Below are 19,753 nucleotides of genomic sequence, written 5' to 3'. Positions count from 1 at the left end.
TTCATGCTACAGCTTTCTATACATAAGAAGATCATTGCCGGTCTATTACTGACCGGATGTACATTCACAGGTTGTCGTAAACTGGTGGAGATTGGTCCGCCGGTAAACCAGGTAGGTCTTGACCAGAGCTTTGAATCTGATGCTACCGCCAGCAGTGCCGTACTGGGTATCTACAATGCCAGTAATACACGTTCCTTTATTTTCCCGGCAACTATATTGCCCGGACTCTCCTCCAACGAGGTCCAGAATAACGTGTCTTCTCCCGGTTATGACGAGTTTAAACAAAATGCCATTACCATCACCAACAGCAATATTGCCAATGTGCTCTGGTATTATCCCTACTATACCCTCGCGCAGATCAACGCTATGATGGCGGGTATAGAAAGAAGCGGCTCCCTCTCCCCGGCTGTAAAAAACCAGCTGCTGGGAGAAACAAAGACCTGGAGAGCTTTTGTCCTGTTTCACCTGGTGAACTATTACGGGGCAGTTCCATTGCCACTGACTGATGATCCTATCGGGAACGCTACCCTGGCAAGAACACCTGCCACACAGGTATGGCAACGGATCATCACAGACCTGAAAGACGCAGTTGCGCTGCTCAGCGATACGTATCCAAGTGTACTGAGAGCCCGTATAAACCGTCAGACGGCCAACGCTTTGCTGGCCAGAGCCTACCTGTATACGAAAGACTGGCAGAATGCCGAAGCAACTGCCAGTACGGTGATAGGTTCAGGTATCTACAGTCTGAGCCCTGATGTGAACACCGCCTTTGTCAATACCAGCAATGAGATCATCTGGCAGATGGCAACACTTACCGGTGTTTCTATTTATACAAGCAATACGGATGCTGCCGGCGGAAGTTTTGCAGCTGCCAGTGGTACCGTACCGGCCTTCAGTCTGACAGACACCCTGTATAACAGTCTGGAGGAAGGCGACCTGCGTAAAGCCAATTGGGTAGCACCTACCGTGATCGGCGGTACCAGCTACAAAGTGATGACCAAGTATAAGCTACGTGTACTGCCTTCCGGCACGACCACCGGCAACGAATTCAATGTCGTACTCCGTCTTGCGGAACAATACCTGATCAGAGCAGAAGCCCGTGCACAGCTTAGTAACCTGAGCGGCGCTATTGCAGACGCAGATACGATCCGCAGAAGAGCGGGGCTGCCGATGCTGGATAATGCCCTCTCTCAGCAGCAGGTGCTGCTGGCCATCGAAAAGGAAAGAAAAGCGGAACTCTTCGGAGAATGGGGACACAGATGGTTTGACCTGAAACGTACGCCAAGTATTGTCAGTCCGGCGGATAAAACCCGTGCTGACGATGTGATCGGTGGTATGCGTCCGGCTACCTGGAACGTAACCGATATCCTCTACCCGATTCCGGATGCACAGCGTACGGCCAATCCTGCATTAACGCAAAATTTAGGATACTAAACCTGACCCTTAAAACAGATGTATATGAGAAAGACACTTCCCGTATTACTCAGTGCTGTACTGGCCACAGGCATACAAAGCGCCTATGCCCAGAAAAAACCCGCAGCAGACACACTCACAAAGCATTACCAGACCTTGCTGAAAGGCAGCGACGCTGACCGCTCCAGACTGGAAAGCGAAATGTATGCCCTCCTGAAGACTAAAAAGGAAGAAAACTGGATTACAGCCTCAAATTTCATCTATCAGCTGAAAAAGGCCAATGTATCCGACTCTATCCGTAAAGCGGCTGAAAAACGCTTCCCAGGGGGCATTATTGAGCGTAATAATGCCGTACAGACGATCTATGATGAAAAAGACCCGGTGAAAAAAGAACAGCTCCTATTTTCCTGGATCAAAAAATACCCGCCTAAGAAGTTCGGCCCGGAGAGAATTGTGTACGATTACGCCCGCAATGCGGTCGGTACAGCCTATACAGAAGCCGGCAATATTCCCAAAGCACTGGAATACGCCAACAGTATCGAATCTCCTTTCTGGAAAGGACAGGGATGGGCAGGTACCGCCGAAAGACTGATCAAACAGGGTCACTATGCAGAAGCAAAACCCCTGCTGAGAAAAGCGGTAGATGATGCCTGGGAATTTAAAACCAACCGTAAAGATGAAAACGGGGCCGGATTTGCCGCTATGGGATATCCGGGTTACCTGAGCTCTTATGTCGCCTGCCTGTATGAAGAGAAGCAATTCGATTCTGCCCTGATCTATATCAAACGTGCCGAAACAGCTGAAGATCCGGTAAGACCTTCCGTAACGGAAATGTACGCAAAGATCCTGCTGAGCAAAGGTGACTATGACACGGCCTATACCAAGCTGAGTAAGCTGGCAGGTCGTGGTTTACTCAACCCGACTACCAGGAAGCAACTGGAAGAAGCCTTTACCAAAGTAAGAGGCGGCAATGGTTTCCAGACCTACCTCGACTCCCTGAAAGGGCATCTGAACAGCAACGTGGAAGAAGAAATGGCGAAACAGATCATCAAACTGCCAGCCCCTGCTTTCACGCTGAAAGATGTAGATGGTAATACTGTTTCCCTGGCCGACCTGAAAGGCAAAACAATTGTCCTGGATTTCTGGGCCACCTGGTGTGGCCCGTGTAAAGCCTCCTTCCCTTCCATGAAAAAAGCCATGGAAAAATACAAGGATGATCCGAATGTGAAATTCCTCTTTGTACATACCTGGGAGAAGGAAGAAAATGCGGCTGCCAGCGCGAAGAAATTCATCACACAGAATAACTATCCGTTTCAGGTACTGATGGACCTGAAAGATCCGAATACCGGTGAGAATAAAGTGGTGAGCAGTTACGAGGTGAAGGGGATTCCTACCAAATTTGTGATTGACAAGAATGGAGATATCCGTTTCCGCTTTACTGGGTTTACTGCCGGAGAAGATGCGGCGGTGAGTGAAGTATCAGCGATGATCAATCTGGCGAATAAGTAGTGGCCGGAACTTGTGCAGCATAAAGAAGGCGTCCGCTGGTAGCGGACGCCTTCTTTATGCGTATACATTTGTTACGATGCTCTCGGTGTACCCTGTTCTTTCAGCGCATTCAATGTCGTATCCTTCAGGTCTCTGATCTCTATCAGTACCCAGGGACGGCCATCTATTACCTGGATATCTCTTAGTGTATCCTGCCGGAGATCGATGTACTCTTCATTCTCATCCAGGAAATGAACAGGCGCATGTTCGACGTATCCAGCTCCGGATAGCGCAGTCTTTATTTTTGAGAAGATTTCGTCACCGATGCCTTCAAATTTTCCGGTAACTGCGCCAACGGCTTTCTTAAATGCACTTTTATTATCTTCATTCAGGTTCTTTCCAATCGCAACGACGAGATCATCCAGGTGAATTCTTGTCCAGATAGACAGCCGGTCTTTAATGCTGCTATGCGCACTATGGAAATTATTCGGGATCTCTGAAAGTTTGCCGGCTGCTTTCTTTTCATTATACGCCAGCTCCTCTTCGTCATACTTTTCAAGAAGATCGGCATCTGTAATTTTGCCAGGTTCCGGAGCAGCTTCTTCGACGTCACCGCCTTCAGGAGCCGGTGCTGCAACTTCATCCTCTACTTCGGCCGGAGGATTAAACTTAGTAGCCTGATAGTGCGCCTGGAATTTAACCGCATTAGATGCCTCCAGTACCAGCGACAAGCGCTGGCCAAACAAGTATATAAGATCGATTACGCCCTCTTTGCCTGCGATGCCATGGAGCTCTGCCATAAGCCCTCTTATCAAATCTCCGGCAGCGCCTTTAATATCGGTACCAGGCGCCTGTACTTTCGGTGCGGCAGCTTTACCACCTTTCTTTCCCGGAGCCACGGGAGCTGCGGCCTGCTGTTCTTTATCACGGGTACTATCCATCGATACTCTTATCATTTTTGCCACCACGTCAAGCGGCAACAATACGGTTGTCTGCATGGCAGATCCCGGCACCGTCTCATTATTCAGCTCTTTGTGTTTAGGATTCTTGGCGAGCATATCAAAGCCGAGTTGAATCCCTTTTATGTCTGCCAATGTATTTCCGAAACCTTTCAGTCTCTCCACATTGGTATTTTCGTCGATTTCCCGGAAAGAAATATCCAGCTTTTGCATTATCTGCCAGGCGGTGAATTGCATCGGGGCCGAACCAAGTAGTGCTTCGAAGTTGCTAAAGCCTCCTTTGTGTACGTCTTTTTTGAAGTCTGCGAGCTTCTTCTTAACCTGTGCAATGTAATCTACAGCCTGTGTGGTGGTATTTTTGTTTGCTTTCTCCAGTGGCAACATAAATACAGGACTTACATATTCTATCACATTATCAGAGTCGGTCACCAATACCTCTTTTACCCCTGCTTTAACCGGCATTCCAACGCCCTCTGCTAATTTAATATGGGCGGTATTGGCGATCGCATTAGTTCCTTTATAAGGAATCATCTCATATTCAGTTCCAAAGGTGGTAAAGTCATATGGATCTGCAGCAGTATGCGCCAGGTTAGCGGCAACCCCCTGAAAAGCCAGCTGCCCTCTATGAAAATCAGGCCATTTTACCTGGGGCTTGAATAAATTATTCAGCGTATCATACGCAGGCTTTTTCATGCGCTGTACGGGACCTGCCTGACTGGCAGGCAAGGTCCTGCTCATGAGCTGTACACCATTGCCTCCCTGATGTTGGGCACCAAATGCCGGTACCGCTGCATGGTAACCTTTTTCCATGGCTACACGTTGCAACAAAGGTTCTTCATCAGGTAAGCTTTCTGATGACATTTTCTGTAGCGGAGAAACGGCTGGTCTTGCAATACCTCCCGCATTTGACTGGCCTGCAGCCGATCTGAGGGGCGTATTGGTATGTTGAGGATGTTTGGATTGCAGTGACATGCTTAAGGGTTTTCTGGCGGATCCTAAGATAGCACTTATCCTACACTGAAGGGGCTAAAATTTCATTGGTTAAGTAACAACTCACAGAAAACCATATTGCCCAGCCAACTTAATAGCCGCTGCCACACTATTCACCTCAAACTTATCCATCAGGTTCTTCCGGTGACTTTCCACCGTATACGGACTAATAAACAGCTGCTCCGCTATCTGCGCAATGGTCAGCCCTTCTGCTGCCAGTTTCAGGATCTCCTTTTCCCTGCGTGTCATTTTAGGGAGTTGTGTGAGTCCGCCTTTACCACTCTGTCTGCGTAAGATCTCTCTGGACTGTTCACAAACATAACTCCCTCCTTTCAGCACATCCCGGATCGCGGCTACAATGATATCGCTGAGCGCGTTTTTCTGGATATACCCGCTGGCGCCCTGTCTGAGCATACTATTGATGATAGGCGCTTCATTATGCACGCTCAACGCGATCACATACACGTCGGGGTGCTTCTTCTTTACTTCTGCGCATAACTCCACACCATTGATATCTGGCAGATTAATATCCAGCAGTAAAATATCAGGTTCTTTTTCCTGAAAGGCTTCCAGGGTCTCTTTTCCGGTGGAGCAGGTGCCTGTTACCGCAAATCCCTCTGTAGCATTCAATACGTTCTTCAGTCCTTCCAGCACGATCGGATGATCGTCAGTAATAAATATCCTTACCATATGTTTAGTTAATCGGAAAATTAATCTCTACAGCCGTTCCCTCACCCGGCGCAGCATGAAACTGTATATCTCCCTTCAGGTAAGCCACCCGGGAGCGTATATTGAGCAATCCGGCGGAACGTGCGTTTCCCACCTTTTTCATATCGAATCCTTTTCCATCATCTTCCACGGTCAGGAACAGCCGATTCCTGTTCTGCTGCAACTGTACCAGTACGGCAGATGCAGCGGCATGTTTAATGACGTTATTGACCAGTTCCTGTACGATGCGGTATACCACAATCTCTTTTACAGGGTCCATTTTAGCGTGTACCCCTACGATCTGGGTGGTGATCTCCAGTTTGTCGTTACTAAGGTTTTCACAATAGTTACGCAATGCATCCGCCAGGCCCTGTCTGGCCAGCAGTTCCGGGGTCAGATTATGTGCTACCAGACGGAGTTCAGCAACGGCAGCATCTATCCTGCCCAGGGTCTTTCGGAGCAGACCTTTCTGACTGTCCTGTGCGAGCATCGGCAGCATACCAGACAGCTCTATTTTAGTACCTGATAACAATCCGCCGAGACCATCATGTAGATCCCTCGCCAGCCTGGCCCGTTCATTTTCCTGTCCGTCCAGCATGGCGGATAAGGTAGTGATCTCATTATCTTTATTGATCCGCTGGATCTCCAGGTGATGCATCCTGTTTTGCTGCCGCATGCTTTTAGCGCGTTCGCGGTAGGCGTAGATCATCAGTCCGAGTGCTGCCAGACTGGCTAAGATCAGCAAAGCATATACCGTATTAAGACGACGGTTGTACAGCATCTTCTGCCGGATGGCTTTAAGCTCCTGGTCACGTTGCCGGGCCCTCAGATGTGCCATTGACAGTTCCTGTTCTTTCTGCTGTGTACGTAGCTGTGCCAGTGATAACTGCTGACGGTCCTTCTCTCCTTCCAGTTCCATAAAGGCGAGTTGCTGTGCCCTTTGTTCATCCTGGAAATGCAGTCTGTCTATTTCACCTGCTTTCCGTGCTGCATCCAGTTGCATAAAAGCGAGTACCTTTTCCTTCTTTTCAGCTTCGTACTGTGCTTCCAGGCGTTTACCGGTTGACATCTTCTCTGCATCGTACACCTCCTGGTAGACCTTCAGGTATTCCCTGTAATAATGCAGGGCGTCTATGTAGTTATTATCCCGTTCCGCCAGACCGGATAGCCGCCGGAATATGGTGAATAGTGTCCGGTTATCATACAGGGTTTCCTGCTGAATATAAGAGAGTGCCTGTACCATGAATTGCTGCGCACTTTTATAATCTTTATCCAGTTCTGCGAACTGTGATAAAATTGTGTAAGCATCTGCCGCAAAAGTGTATTGCTTATTCTTCAGCGCATCTTCCAACCCTTTCCGCGTATACAGCAATGCACTATCCCGCTGCTGATAGTCGACGAACTGTGTGAAGATATTCGCCAGATTCATGGCGATAAAGGCATAGTCAGAAGCAGACTCCATATTGGGTCTGTTCTTCTCATAAACGTGCAGGGCCTTCGTATAATAGTGATAAGCAGAATCCAGTGGTCCTGTAGAAGTGGTATCCAGCCGGTACTGGGATTCAAAGGTCGTTCCCATCATCCGGTAGGCGTTAAAGATCGTATTGGGGTTACGGGTCTTAGCCGCCAGTATCAGGTTCAAACGTGCATATTTCTCCTGTGTCTGATAATCATTCCATTCCGCATAGATGCTATACAGTTCATTATAAATAGCCCCTTTATAGTCATCTGTCTCCGCAGCTTCCAGCAGTCTGAGTCCGCTGATAAAACTCTTCACCGCCTCTGCCGCCTGGTTATCGCGGTTCTGCATCCATCCCCTGCAATACTCCACATACCCTTTCATCCGCAGATCTTTTGTATGTGCGACATACATGGTAGCGCTATCCAGGTCTTTGTGGGCGGCATTGATCTGATCATCTATACGACGGCTCATCGCACGGATGCCATAGGTATAGGCCGCATATCGGCCATCCGGCATACCACGCGCCTGTAACAGCTGCTCCTGAAAAACGCGGAAGGCGGCTGCTTTCTCGTCTCTGAAGAACAGGACAGAACCATATTTTGTCATTAAAAAGATACGTTCGCCTTTTTCCAGTCCGGGACGTTTCAGGGCTGCTTCCAGTGTATCAGCACCCCGTTGTGCGAATGTGGGACCAAAGAGAAAGATATGGCATAACGTCAGGATGATATATATACGAATCAATGCTGCGCTTTTATTCTCCAATAGATGGCGTAAATATAGTACAAAACGTTTTTACGAAAATTAGTTGAATTTAGGGAGAAAAGGCATCCACGTCCGCCCCTACCTTTGACCTATCAACGAAAACAAAACCCTTTAGTATGTTTGGATTCTTTAAGACGAAACCTGTACGTGACGAGTTCTATCAGCAGCATAAGCTGTCTGCCGAATGGGAACCCTTCCTGAATATAGGTGCTTTACTGACAGAAGGTAACCTTCGCCGTGATTCGCTGACACTGCAGTCAAGACTGGCATCCAAACAACTGATCCCGTTGTTGCAGAGCGCCTGGGGTATCCATAACAGTGCTGATACCAACACCCTGATCGCCGACCTGCTTACCTTACCGGTTATGCAGAAACAGGCCTTTATTTCAGCAGAACAACTGACGGATGACGCGATTTATCAGCGTATTAAGGACAACTGTGCGCAATCATTTGCCCAACACAATCTTTATTTCAGTAAGGACTACTTTGATGGCGTCCGTGATCTGGCAGCCTGGGATATTGAACGTGCAGGCCTGATCACCCGTTATGCCTTCAATGCAGGCTGGTTAACCCGGGAAGAAGCCCTGGGCTATCTGAAAACGCTGCATAAACTGGCAAAACAGCATTATACCAACTGGCTGGATTATTACCTGGGCTATCTCAAAGGCAGGACGATCATCTTTGATCCTTCCATAGACCATGCGCTGGATTACATCTTTGCGCTGGGGTCCTTCTATAAAGACGATTTCTTTGTGATCTCTCATCCGTTGTAACATTATTCCTTTGATCCTTTGTTTTGCCCCGATACACCGGTATAGAGCCCTTCCGGCTTTATACCGGATTTTCACCTGATTAACCTGTTCCTGGCAGCGCGTCGAAAATACCGGTATCCCGGTATTCTTATTTCCTCCCGTCTGTCTTAATTTTGCCAGATGTTTAGTAAACAACCCTTGATTGTATGTCTTTTTTTATTGGCTGTCTTCTTTAGCTCCTGTTTTGAAGTGATTGAAGATGTGACGGTGAAGAAGGACGGCTCCGGAAACATGAAACTAACCCTGAATTTCAGCCAGAGTAAGACAAAGATCGCCACCCTCCTGATGATGGACAGTATCCGCGGACATAAAGTACCCGGACGTCCGGAGATCGAAGAGAAGATGCAGGAAGCTGCCGCGAAGCTGAAAACCATGAAAGGAATCAGTAATGTGACCCAGCAGACGGATTTTAATAACTATATTGCCACCATCAGCTTTTCTTTCAGAAATACTTCCGATATTAACAACCTGACGAAAAAGCTGCTGGACGAATATGAAGTTAACACCAATATAGCCGCCACCTATTCCTACAATCAGGAAAAGGCGCAATTTACCAGGGACTATAAATACTCCAGCGAAGTCAGAGAGCAATTCAGTAAAATGAAGGAGAAGGACAAAGAAGTGCTCAAAGCAGCCTCCTATATCAGCATCTTCCGGTTCGAGAACGTCATCAGCAGTTACAGTAACCAGGCCGCCAGACTGGCTAAAAACCAGCAGGCAGTGATGCAGCGCCTTCCGCTGTATGACCTGGTGAGTGGTAAGGCGGACATTTCCAATCAAATACAATTATCAAAATAGCATGAAACGAGTTTTGCAATTGATAGCGCTTGCTACCTGCACCGGATTAACAGCTTCCGCACAGGACTTAGCCTATAAAATCCCCGAAAAAGCATTTACAGTCGCTTCTATAAAAAGCGAACAACTATTCCGTCTCACTACCGTGAAGGACGTCAACAACTCCCTGCTCGGGAAAAAACTACTGGAATCCATCTCCCAAAGCACCAAAAAGGATTATAAAAGCATCGATGACCTGGGTTTCAGTCTTTCTGCGAATAGTTACTACTATTACCAACTGACGGACAGTATCGATTACACCTGTGTACTGATCCCGATCGCGGATCTCAGTAAAGTGGATGCCCTGCTCCGTAGCAGCCAGCAACCTGTGTTTGAACAGAATGGCATTAATGTGTCCGTGCGTCCGGACGCTAAAAGCGTGGTAGCCTGGAATAAGCAGTTCCTGTTCCTCACCTATGGCCGTGCGAAAGACAATTTCTTCGCCGACTCCACCAGAGCTGCCAGATATGGCATCGAACTGGCTGGTGATCCTTACGTAGATACTGTCGAACCTATCGAGATCACAGACTCTGCGGCAACAGCGACTTACGATGAACCAGTTATCGTAGAAGCCCCATCACCCATGCCGGATACCATCCCAACAACAGTACCCGATGACGCTCCGCCGCCACCGGTAGCTGACTTCAATTACAACGACACTTATAACGAAGGTCAAAGCTATGAAGAGCGTCAACGTATCAAAGACAGCGTGAGTCTGTTATGGCTGACTAACAACGCCTTACAGGTATTTGATAAAAAGGAAAATACGCCTTCTATCCTCAACAGTCCGGGGTACAGACGTACCGCAGATCCGGAAGCCGTAGCTACTTTCTGGATGACTGACATGCAGAGCATCTACTCTTCTTTTCTGCCTTATACCCTGATGAAATATGGCTATCTGATGCGCGGCTATGGCTCTTACAATGCCAGACTGTACCTGGGTAAAGACCAGATGCGCCTGACCAGTGAAATCGGTCTGGACCCGCAGAAAGCAGCCAGCTATAGAAAGATCTGCGACCAGCAACTGAACAAAAAGTTCCTGAAATATGTTAATAGCGATAGTCTGATAGGTTTTATGAGCATCGCTTTTAATACCGAAGCCTACGTGAATGAAATACCTTCACTGTTTCAGGGTATCTATGGAAAGTATGATGAGGAAATGAATATTTTCGGCGAATTCTTATCCATTGCGCTTGACGAAAAGGCCATTGCTAAAGTAGTAAAAGGGGATGCCCTGTTCCTGTTATCCGGACTCAGTCAGAAACAGGTCAGCTACAGTTCTTATAACTATGACCCGGAAACCTTCGAATACAGGGATACCGTTAAAACCAGAACGGAAACCCTGCCTGATTTCCTGTACATGTTCTCTTCCGATGATCCACGTATCATAGAGCGCCTGTTACAATATGGCATCAAAAAAGAAAAAATATTGCAGGATAACGGTGTTTATTCCCTTGGACAATCAGGGAAAATGCCTTTCAACCTGCACTTCCTGATCAAAGACGGTATCGTATTTATCGGTACTTCCATAAAGGATATCCGTCAGATCCAGAGCGGTTCTTTCAAAGGCAATATCAGCAAAGAACAAAAAGCCCTGCTGAGCAAAAACAATTTCTCGCTGTTCTTCAACCCGAAAACATTGAGCGCCGGTCTTCCTGCGAGCGAACTGGGTGATGGTGCCGAAAAAATGCGTAAACTCCTCGGCGGCGCAGGTAACCTCTATATGACCTCTACAGGTATCAAAGATGGTTATGTGGGTGTTGATATGGTGGCTGATGTGCCAAAAGAGAAAGAAAACGCACTACAATATTTCCTTGATCTGATTGAAGAGATGGGAAACCTTAAATAGTTGTGTCTTTTAATGGTTTTATAGTATCCCCCCGCGGCCATTCCTGGTGCGGGGGTTTTCTATTAACAAAAAAGACACCCTCTCAGGTGTCTTTTCATTGTTCAATGTTCGCTTTGTGCTTTATTTGATATTTACTATCCTTCGTTCATCCTTCGTTGTGTGAATGAAGGATGAATGAAGGATGGTAAATACATAAGCCTTATCAAATCGATAACAGACCGCCAACTATCCTTACAGTGCCTCAGGATGTAAGACATCCAGTATCGGATGATCGATACCTGACAGCGTCTCCATTTCAGGTTTAATCAGTTCCATAACAGCGATCTCATTCGTACCTTTTTTCAGCCATTCTGCTGGCACATAAATAGTCTGTTGCGGACCCACCTGCCAGTATCTGCCCAGGTGATGACCATTGATCCAGACAGCCCCCTTACCCCAGCTACTCATATCCAGCCAGGTATCGCCGGTTTTATTCAGCATAAAAGTACCCTGTCTGTAGGCAGGTACATTTGTCCCCGCTTTGATCCCTTTGGTTATTACTGCAGGTAGTTGATCGAATGGCAAGCCATATTGCTGCCAGCCTTTCAGCTCCTGTTTATCAAACAGAACTTTCTCTGTGATACCTTTGCGGTTGGATAACAGATAGGGACCAAAATTGATACGGCCAAGATTCTCTACCAGCAAATCGAGTTTTACTTTTCCGGCAGGCAATTCCAGCACAATACTATCTCTCTTTGATCTTCTGTCCAATACACCTGCTCTTTTTCCATTCACCATCACCACACAATAATCACGGAGTTCTTTTAACTGTAAAAGCCCCTTTCGTCCCCCTTTCAGGGTTGTACTGTACATCACCCAGCCATACGCCTGACCCAGATCCTCAAACGTACGCGGAGTCGTACTGCTGACAGGTTTTGGTAAGAGATCAAAAATACGGGTTGCCTTTGGAAGATGGATCTCAGGGATACTGATAACAGGTCTTTTAGCAGGCACCTCCGGTAAGGTAGTGCCCGCAGGCAGGTGTTTGGCGATCACCTGACGGAACTGCATAAACTTCTCTGTGGCATTCCCTGCTTCGTCCAGCGGTGCATCATAGTCATAACTGCTGATCTGTGGTTCATATGGATCGGCGTCATTGGCATTGGCGCCGTTCATAAAACCACGCGTCGTACCGCCATGGAACATGTACATATTAATGGATATTCCTGCAGCCAGTACGCTATCCAGTTTACCCAGGTATTGCTGATACGGAATGGTATGATGTTTCGTACCCCACCAGTCGAACCAGGCAGGATACCACTCAGCGATGTAATAAGGTCCTTTTCCGCCGTGATTTTCGTTGATCAGCTGTTTTACCTGTATAGGATCATCCACTCCGTTAATAGCCGGTAATAAGCCCGGTAAATGGCCATTTTTGATAGCCGGCTTCGGGTCACAGGTATATAGGAGTCCGTTGAAGCCTGCCTCGATAAACATCTTACGATTGATATCGAGATAGTCTTTGTCGTCGGAATAGGAACCGTATTCATTTTCTATCTGTACCATCAGGATATTGCCGCCGTGGGTCACCAGTAAAGGAGCTAACTGTTTGCCCACCGCCATGATATAATTCCTGTAGGCTTCGAGGTATTGCGGCTCTTTACTGCGTACTTTCAGGCCTTTGATCTCCTGCAGCCAGTAAGGATAACCACCGAACTCCCATTCTGCGCAAACGTAGGGACTGGGCCTTAATACGACCCATAAACCCTCTTCTTTCGCCATTTTCACAAACGCCGCGATGTCATTATTACCGGAGAAATCATATTGTCCCTTTTCAGGCTCGTGTACATTCCAGAATACGTAAGTGCCGATGGTATTCAATCCCATGGCTTTTGCCATCTTCATCCTGTCCCGCCAGCATTCTCTGGGTACACGGGGATAATGAATCTCACCGGATATCATCTGTAACGGTTTTCCATCCAGCAGAAAAGCCGTATCCCCCAGTGTAAAGGAATGCTCTTGTTGTGCGATGGAAAACAGGTAGGAAAAAACAATGAGTAATGTAATAAAGCCAGTCTTTTTCATGCCGGTTCTTTTATAGTTTGATACTGCCTGTCACTGTTACTACAGCACGTGCAGGAATGATGATCTTGTTCTGTACCGGTACGGGTTGCAGATTACCGGCATCGGAAGTGACATAGGTACGCAGACGGCTGATCTTTCCTTTTTTAGCAACTGCGTCCAGCGTTATTTCCTGTTGTGAAGGGTTGACTATAACGAGACAAACGCTTTTATCCGTATTCTTATAAGCAGACACCAGCAGGGTACTATCTCCCTCCAGACCAGCTTTAATACGCTGTGCCCCCGGACGGATAAAACGGCTGAAATTGCCCATTGCCCACAACATTTTACTGTCGTGATAATCTCCGTCTGTTTTGCTCTTATCGATGTATATCAGACCATCTTTGTAATCATAGGGCGAGATGGCCAGCCAATATTGCCATGCTTTTGCATTCGCAATAGCCAGATCGCGGTGAATGACGGTAGCCAGGTATAACGCAGCATCCATCCCGTAGTCTCTTTTGCTTCCATTGATCTCACCGGCATTGTCACCCAGGATGCAATACTCCGATTGCCAGAAACCTAATCCGGGTACTGCGCCTACTACCTTCGCCAATGCTTCTCTTGTACTCACTGCTACCTGCGCGGGAGAAGTTGTGAAATAACTGTGTCCTGCAATGTTGCGGCTGATGTTGGAAAGGTTACCTACATAATGTGGCGAAGTGGGATCAAAGAATGCTGAGACCTGTTTACCTTTGGCGGGTTTATCCGCAGCGCTGAACAGATAGTCCAGTTTACCGGCTTCCCCGATTAATATTTTTGCATTGATCTTTCTCGCCGTCAGTGTTCTGCTGAGGCTTTTTGCCACACCACTGATCTGCTCATTATCGTAAGGACAACCTTCCTGGTTACCATCACTCCAGTCCCATTGCGGCTCATTGATCGGACTGATAAAATCGAAACGTATACCTGTGGTTTTATAAATACCGTTGATCGCGTCCGCGACATAGGTTGCCATTGCATCATATTTGTCAGCAGTGATATTGCTGACGCCTTTATAAGCAAATGCCTTCCCATTGGCGGTCAGCTGTACCGGCGGACTATTCAGGAAGCCCAGAAACTGCGGTACCTTTCTTTTGCGGGCTGCTTCCAGAAACCATAACTGGCCGGACTGGTTGTGCCATTCACCGGCACGTCTCCATTCATCTCTGATACCACTGCTGTCTCCCTGTTCGGCACTGCCTGCGCCAATATTATAACGCCACATGGACAGTCCGATACCGCGCGGAGTGCCGGATGAAGTGGTGTCTGTACTGAAAAGCCAGTCCGCCATGGCGTTTTTCTTTTGCTCAGGCCAGTGGCCGACAAACTGTACCGCCCATGCATCAGATGCGCTGAAATTGTCGATCGTCTGGTATGTCGTACCCGGGTCGATGCTGACATGAACTGCGGTGGTCTGAGCCACCGCAGTTTTCATGAAAGTAATGACCATCAACACCGGCATAAAAATTCTGCTCATGCTAATATCCGGTAGTTTGTTCCAGCTTGTTGTTGGTAGCCAGGATCTCTGTTCTTGGAATAGGTAACCAGTAATTCTTCTCGGCGAACAAACGTCCGCTCAGGGCTTCTTTTCTCGTATATACTGTCTTACCGTTTGCAATAGTAACATCTACACCATACGCTGGTACGTTCTCTGTCTGCATAGCGATCTTCCAGCGGCGTACGTCATAGAAACGATGTTCTTCAAAAGCCAGTTCTACCTGACGTTCCCTTCTGATCACATCACGCATCTGTGATTGGGAAAGACCTGCTGCAAGTGCTGGTTGTTTTACGCTTTCACGCTGTCTGATCTGATTGATAGCATCATAAACAGTTGCATCCGGGCCCGCTGCTTCGTTCTGTGCTTCTGCATAGTTCAGCAGCACTTCCGCATAGCGGAGATAGATCCAGGGTTGCAGACCAGCCACTTCCCATGGGTTGTCGATCGGGTTGTTATCATCCATGAATTTACGCAGATAGTAACCTGTTTTGGTAGAATTCCAGTTGGAAGGACCATCTTTACTATCCTTTCCGCCAGGTGTGTACCCCTGAATAGTAGAGCCTCTGTAACTGGCGCCATTGTAAAGAATACTGGCGTAGAAACGGGCATCCCTGTTCGCATACGGATTAGCTGCATCGTATCCGGAAGTCGCATCAGTGATCGGTTTACCACTTTTCATTTCATAGGCATCCACCAGGTTTTGCAGCGGTGAATTACCTGCCCAGCCATTATAGCCATTAGGACCGTTTGCTATTTCCATACATACGTGACGCGCACCGATCGCATACTGGCGACAGAAAATGATCTCATTGTTATTAACATTGAGGAACAATTTAGTGTAATCCGGTGCGATAGAATATTGTGTCAGGTCCATCACTGCTTTGGCAGCAGCTGCTGCCGCTTCCCAGGTGCCGGTATTATATAACGGACTTGCCGCATACAATAACAAACGTGCTTTCAAAGCCAGTGCAGCGCCTCTTGTAGCACGACCCAGCTGCCATTTATCATCGTTGGCAGCAGGCAGGTATTGTACCGCAGAATCCAGTTCGGCTACAGCGTAGTCAATTCCTTCTTTTATGGAGGATCTGGTATAATTGGCTTCCGCCATATTATCGCTCAGATTATATACCTTATCGCCCATCAGCACCACCTTACCATAGTTCCTGATCAGATCATGATAACGGAAAGCGCGTATAAAATGCAGTTCGCCTCTCAGTTTGTTTCTCAGTCCATCACTCATCTGCACCTGCATGATGTTATTCAGTCCGTAGTTACATTCCCTGATACTGCGGTAACTTCTTCCCCAGATGGTACCGGCAATACCTGTATTCTCCGGCGCTAATAAACCACGCTGCATCAGCCAGGTATTATCATCATTGTTATAGATCGCCTCATCACTGGCAGAACACCACATGGCGTATTCAAAACCTCTGCCGAATCCCGGGTTCGTACCCTCTCCTTCCTTGTCCTGGAGCTTGATACTCATATACCGGTTGATCACATAATCATTAAAAAGCGAGGAGTCAGATAAGATAGTTACATCAGCCACCCTGTCCGTCGGAACCACATCCAGATAGTCTTTCTTACAGGAGGCGAAGGTTGCGCCCGCAAGCGCTATAATGGAATAAAAAATGTGTTTAGTTTTCATCGATGGAATTTTTACGGATTAAAATTTAACGTTCACGCCTGCATTCACGATACGCTGCTGCGGATAGAATTGTCCGCTGCCGCTGCTACCTTCCGGATCATAGTCTTTCACTTTGGTAATGGTGAACAGGTTAAATGCATTCGCATAGATCCGCACGCCAGCCAGTTTCAGTCTGGAGAGCAAATTAGCATTCAGTGTATAGCCCAGTTCCACGTTTTTCAAACGGAGGAAAGAAGCATTATTCAGCCAGAAATTATTCTGGTATAAACCACCATTCACAGAAGAAGAAGCTCTTTCATCTACTCTCGGATAAGAACCGTTTGGATTGGAAGGGCTCCAGCGATTGTCAGCCCAGCTGCTATAGAAGTTACCGATGGTACCGGATTCCGGTAATACATACTGACTTACATGTGTTTGTCCGGAGAATACGATAGACAGGTCAATGCCTTTATAATCAGCCCCCATTACGATACCATAAGTGATCTCAGGGATGTTGCCATATTTTGTCCTGGTTGCATCATCTGCATTGATCTTACCATCCTGGTTGTAATCTTCATAGATCAGGTCACCCAGTTTAGCACCGGTCAGATGAGGATGTTTATTCAGGTCATCTTCTGTTCTGAAAATACCGGTAGCATTGTACAGCAGATAGGTATTCAGTGGTCTGCCGGTAATACGCTGATAATCCAGGGTACCAGGTGCTTCATCCAGGAAGATGATCTCACTCTTTGCGTACGTAATGTTACCACCGATATTATAATGGATGCCATTATTGGTTTTGTTGCTGTAACCCAGGGTGGCTTCGATACCCTTGCTGTTTACTTTACCAATATTCTCGGAAGGTACCAGCGGCTGACCGCCATTCGGGTTCACAATACCAGACAGCTGCGGGATAGAAGCATTTCTCAGGGCGAGGATATCAGAACGTTTCTGCTGGAAGTAGATAAACTCCAGGTTAAAATGGTTCAGGACCTGCGCATTGAAACCAACATCCAGCTTTTTCGCTGTTTCCCAGGTAATATTCGGGTTGCCCAGTTTTATCAGGTCAATACCCGGCTGAATAGCGTTACCGATCACATACTGGTTATTGAAGGAGTAGTTATCATAGTACTGGAAGAGACCTACATTATCATTACCCAGGGTACCATAGGAACCTCTCAGTTTCAGGTCATTGATAAAACTTACTGACTTAAACCATTCCTCCTGTGATACGCGCCATCCCGCAGAAACAGATGGGAAGAAGCCATACTGATTGCCTTTAGGGAAAGTGGAAGAGCCATCGATACGGGCCTGTGCTTCCAGCAGGTATTTCTCTTCGTAGTTATAAGCGATACGACCGAAGTAACTTTTCCTGGTAAAGTTATAGCTGTTACCGGAGTTGTTTTTATCACTAGCAGCTGCACCACCCTGCGAAAGCTCTGGTGTTGCGGAAGTCGGGAAGTTCATTCTGTATGCGCCCATACTATCCTGCGCAGTTTTGCTCTGCTCATAAGCGATGAAAGCATTCACATCATGTTTACCGAATTTCCTGGCGTAGTTCAGTTTGATATTGGATACGATCAGGGAGCGGTTCAGCTGTCCCTGTGACAAAGTAGCTGCACCGGCGGCGCCGCCAACGATCGTTTTATTATAGGTATTGGCGGTTTTATCATACAGGTATACGGAGTAAGGTTTGCTGAATGATTTGGCAAAGCTCCAGGATTTATCCACGGAGAAGAATCCATCCAGGGAAAGACCATCCACACCTGGTATGGTGTAACTACCTTTCAGGATACCATTGAATACCTGTGTCGGATTACGATTGGTACCCCCGATGTCTGTTACCTGTAATACCGGGTTATTATTTTCGATACCGGAAGTAGGCAGACCGTTTGGATAACGGGCAGCTACGGTCGGGTAAGCACGGTAGATAGAGCGGAAAATGTCTCCGGCGCCGGTTTGCGGATAGAGACGGTCTTCCTGACGACCGGAGAGATAGATACCTACTTTCAGTCGTTGGGTCACATCCGCATCGATATTGGAGCGGAAGTTATACTGATGGTAATCGGTCACTCCTTCTCTGTAGATACCATCCTGTTTGATCATACCGAGCGAAGCGTAATATCTTACATTGTCGGTACCACCGCTTACGGACAGGTTATGCTGGTTCTGGAGCGCTACGCTTTTCAGCGCCTCTTTCTGCCAGTCTGTATTGGGATAATTCAGGGGATCGGAACCATCTCTGAATTTCTGGATCTCTGCTTCTGAATAAAGCTGGTTCATACCACCCGCCGGACTACCATAATAACGGATCTCATTGGTGATCTGTGCGTAGGTGGCTGCATCTGCCATTTTAGGCAGTCTGGTCGGAGAAGAGAAACCCTGGTTAAAGCTGTAGCTGATAGCAGGTTTGCCTGTTTTACCCCGTTTGGTGGTCACGAGGATCACCCCGTTTGCCGCACGGCTACCATATACTGCTGCGGAAGCGTCTTTCAGTACGCTGATGCTTTCGATATCATTCGGATCCAGACGATCGAGTCCGCCGATCTGTCCCGGTACACCATCTACCACGATCAGTACGTCGTTGCTACCCGGAGTAGCCAGACCACGTATGGTGATATTGGAACCGTCATAACCCGGTTCACCGGAACGGTTGTTGGTGATCACACCGGAGAAACGACCGGCCAGTGCGTTGGATACGTTTGGCTGCGGACTTTTAATAATGTCGGAACCCTTTACCACAGAAATGGAACCGGTCAGGGTTGCTTTCTTCTGGGTACCGTAACCGACTACCACCACCTCATTTACATTCTGAGAACTGGTAACGAGGGAGACATTAATAGCTGTTCCGCCGCTTTTTACAATAATTTCCTGTGGAGAATAGCCCATGTGATTGAAGACCAGGGTATCGCCTGGTGCTGCCGACAGGGTAAAACGGCCCTGTTCATTGGTCAGCGCCCCCTGGTTGGTACCCTTCACCCGCACACTTACGCCGGGTAAAGCATCCTTCCCTTCGGTCACCCGTCCTGCCACACTGGTTTTCTGTGCCTGCAATACAGGGATCTGGGACAGGGAAAAAAGGAGGATAAGGAGCCATTGCCGTAGTGACACAGACGTCACTACCCTAGATAAGCATTTTTTCATAACGTACTTTCCTTTAAAATTGACAGATAGTTGGTTATACTATGTTTACGTGGTATTTGTAAGCCTAAATTAGGGGGATAAAAGTGACTCATCGAGGGGGTAAATCACTTAAAAAAGGGGGTATA

The 19,753-nt window shown here is 47.5% G+C and carries 12 protein-coding genes; 5 read left to right on the top strand and 7 right to left on the bottom strand.

The window, feature by feature from the left end; translation table 11 throughout:
• Nucleotides 1-3: 3 nt before the first annotated feature.
• Together BMZ72_RS04315 and BMZ72_RS04310 are read left to right on the top strand one after the other, a co-directional pair.
• On the top strand, nucleotides 4-1,434 hold the full coding sequence (locus BMZ72_RS04315) for a RagB/SusD family nutrient uptake outer membrane protein (RefSeq protein WP_089805583.1): 1,431 nt from the start codon (nucleotides 4-6) through the stop codon (nucleotides 1,432-1,434).
• A 24-nt stretch (nucleotides 1,435-1,458) separates the two neighbouring features.
• Nucleotides 1,459-2,922 carry a redoxin domain-containing protein gene (locus BMZ72_RS04310; protein ID WP_177222671.1) on the top strand — a complete coding sequence of 488 codons (1,464 nt, stop codon included), beginning with the start codon at nucleotides 1,459-1,461 and terminating at the stop codon, nucleotides 2,920-2,922.
• 71 nt (nucleotides 2,923-2,993) lie between these two features.
• On the opposite strand, the gene BMZ72_RS04305 is transcribed toward BMZ72_RS04310, so the two are convergent.
• The 3 genes from BMZ72_RS04305 to BMZ72_RS04295 all read right to left on the bottom strand — a co-directional run bounded on the left by BMZ72_RS04305 (nucleotide 2,994) and on the right by BMZ72_RS04295 (nucleotide 7,761).
• Nucleotides 2,994-4,832, bottom strand: a complete 1,839-nt coding sequence (locus BMZ72_RS04305; RefSeq protein WP_089805580.1) for a hypothetical protein — start codon at nucleotides 4,830-4,832, stop codon at nucleotides 2,994-2,996.
• An 81-nt stretch (nucleotides 4,833-4,913) separates the two neighbouring features.
• A complete protein-coding gene (locus tag BMZ72_RS04300) occupies nucleotides 4,914-5,540 on the bottom strand; it encodes a response regulator (RefSeq protein WP_089805579.1) in 627 nt (208 codons plus the stop codon).
• 4 nt (nucleotides 5,541-5,544) lie between these two features.
• On the bottom strand, nucleotides 5,545-7,761 hold the full coding sequence (locus BMZ72_RS04295) for an ATP-binding protein (protein ID WP_143087594.1): 2,217 nt from the start codon (nucleotides 7,759-7,761) through the stop codon (nucleotides 5,545-5,547).
• 137 nt (nucleotides 7,762-7,898) lie between these two features.
• On the opposite strand from BMZ72_RS04295, the gene BMZ72_RS04290 reads away from it, so the two are divergent.
• From BMZ72_RS04290 to BMZ72_RS04280, 3 genes are all read left to right on the top strand, one after another.
• Complete coding sequence (locus tag BMZ72_RS04290; protein WP_089805574.1) at nucleotides 7,899-8,555, top strand: DUF1266 domain-containing protein; 657 nt, start codon at nucleotides 7,899-7,901, stop codon at nucleotides 8,553-8,555.
• A 159-nt stretch (nucleotides 8,556-8,714) separates the two neighbouring features.
• Complete coding sequence (locus BMZ72_RS04285; protein ID WP_143087593.1) at nucleotides 8,715-9,392, top strand: hypothetical protein; 678 nt, start codon at nucleotides 8,715-8,717, stop codon at nucleotides 9,390-9,392.
• Between the two features lies 1 nt (nucleotide 9,393).
• The gene (locus BMZ72_RS04280; RefSeq protein ID WP_089805570.1) at nucleotides 9,394-11,277 is read left to right on the top strand and encodes a hypothetical protein; all 1,884 of its coding nucleotides are present in this window, start codon (nucleotides 9,394-9,396) and stop codon (nucleotides 11,275-11,277) included.
• Between the two features lie 231 nt (nucleotides 11,278-11,508).
• On the opposite strand, the gene BMZ72_RS04275 is transcribed toward BMZ72_RS04280, so the two are convergent.
• Genes BMZ72_RS04275 through BMZ72_RS04260 form a run of 4 tightly spaced genes read right to left on the bottom strand, consistent with a single transcriptional unit; the run spans nucleotide 11,509 to nucleotide 19,628 of the window.
• Complete coding sequence (locus BMZ72_RS04275; protein ID WP_089805568.1) at nucleotides 11,509-13,341, bottom strand: glycoside hydrolase family 35 protein; 1,833 nt, start codon at nucleotides 13,339-13,341, stop codon at nucleotides 11,509-11,511.
• Nucleotides 13,342-13,351: 10 nt separating this feature from the next.
• Nucleotides 13,352-14,836 (bottom strand): glycoside hydrolase, encoded by a 1,485-nt coding sequence (locus BMZ72_RS04270; RefSeq protein ID WP_089805565.1) that lies wholly within the window; start codon nucleotides 14,834-14,836, stop codon nucleotides 13,352-13,354.
• Nucleotide 14,837: 1 nt separating this feature from the next.
• Nucleotides 14,838-16,505 (bottom strand): RagB/SusD family nutrient uptake outer membrane protein, encoded by a 1,668-nt coding sequence (locus BMZ72_RS04265; RefSeq protein WP_089805564.1) that lies wholly within the window; start codon nucleotides 16,503-16,505, stop codon nucleotides 14,838-14,840.
• An 18-nt stretch (nucleotides 16,506-16,523) separates the two neighbouring features.
• Complete coding sequence (locus BMZ72_RS04260) at nucleotides 16,524-19,628, bottom strand: SusC/RagA family TonB-linked outer membrane protein (RefSeq protein WP_089805562.1); 3,105 nt, start codon at nucleotides 19,626-19,628, stop codon at nucleotides 16,524-16,526.
• Nucleotides 19,629-19,753 lie beyond the last annotated feature (125 nt).

The organism is Chitinophaga sp. YR627, from assembly GCF_900114995.1.
GTDB lineage: Bacteria > Bacteroidota > Bacteroidia > Chitinophagales > Chitinophagaceae > Chitinophaga.
This window is presented reverse-complemented; position numbering and strand designations above follow the sequence as displayed.

Excerpts from the sequence above, each read along its gene's own strand:
- BMZ72_RS04265 (WP_089805564.1), bottom strand. The coding sequence starts at position 16,505 with ATGAAAACTAAACACATTTTTTATTCCATTATAGCGCTTGCGGGCGCA.
- BMZ72_RS04290 (WP_089805574.1), top strand. The coding sequence starts at position 7,899 with ATGTTTGGATTCTTTAAGACGAAACCTGTACGTGACGAGTTCTATCAG.
- BMZ72_RS04275 (WP_089805568.1), bottom strand. The coding sequence starts at position 13,341 with ATGAAAAAGACTGGCTTTATTACATTACTCATTGTTTTTTCCTACCTG.
- BMZ72_RS04270 (WP_089805565.1), bottom strand. The coding sequence starts at position 14,836 with ATGAGCAGAATTTTTATGCCGGTGTTGATGGTCATTACTTTCATGAAA.
- BMZ72_RS04310 (WP_177222671.1), top strand. The coding sequence starts at position 1,459 with ATGAGAAAGACACTTCCCGTATTACTCAGTGCTGTACTGGCCACAGGC.
- BMZ72_RS04280 (WP_089805570.1), top strand. The coding sequence starts at position 9,394 with ATGAAACGAGTTTTGCAATTGATAGCGCTTGCTACCTGCACCGGATTA.
- BMZ72_RS04315 (WP_089805583.1), top strand. The coding sequence starts at position 4 with ATGCTACAGCTTTCTATACATAAGAAGATCATTGCCGGTCTATTACTG.
- BMZ72_RS04285 (WP_143087593.1), top strand. The coding sequence starts at position 8,715 with ATGTTTAGTAAACAACCCTTGATTGTATGTCTTTTTTTATTGGCTGTC.
- BMZ72_RS04300 (WP_089805579.1), bottom strand. The coding sequence starts at position 5,540 with ATGGTAAGGATATTTATTACTGACGATCATCCGATCGTGCTGGAAGGA.
- BMZ72_RS04260 (WP_089805562.1), bottom strand. The coding sequence starts at position 19,628 with ATGAAAAAATGCTTATCTAGGGTAGTGACGTCTGTGTCACTACGGCAA.
- BMZ72_RS04305 (WP_089805580.1), bottom strand. The coding sequence starts at position 4,832 with ATGTCACTGCAATCCAAACATCCTCAACATACCAATACGCCCCTCAGA.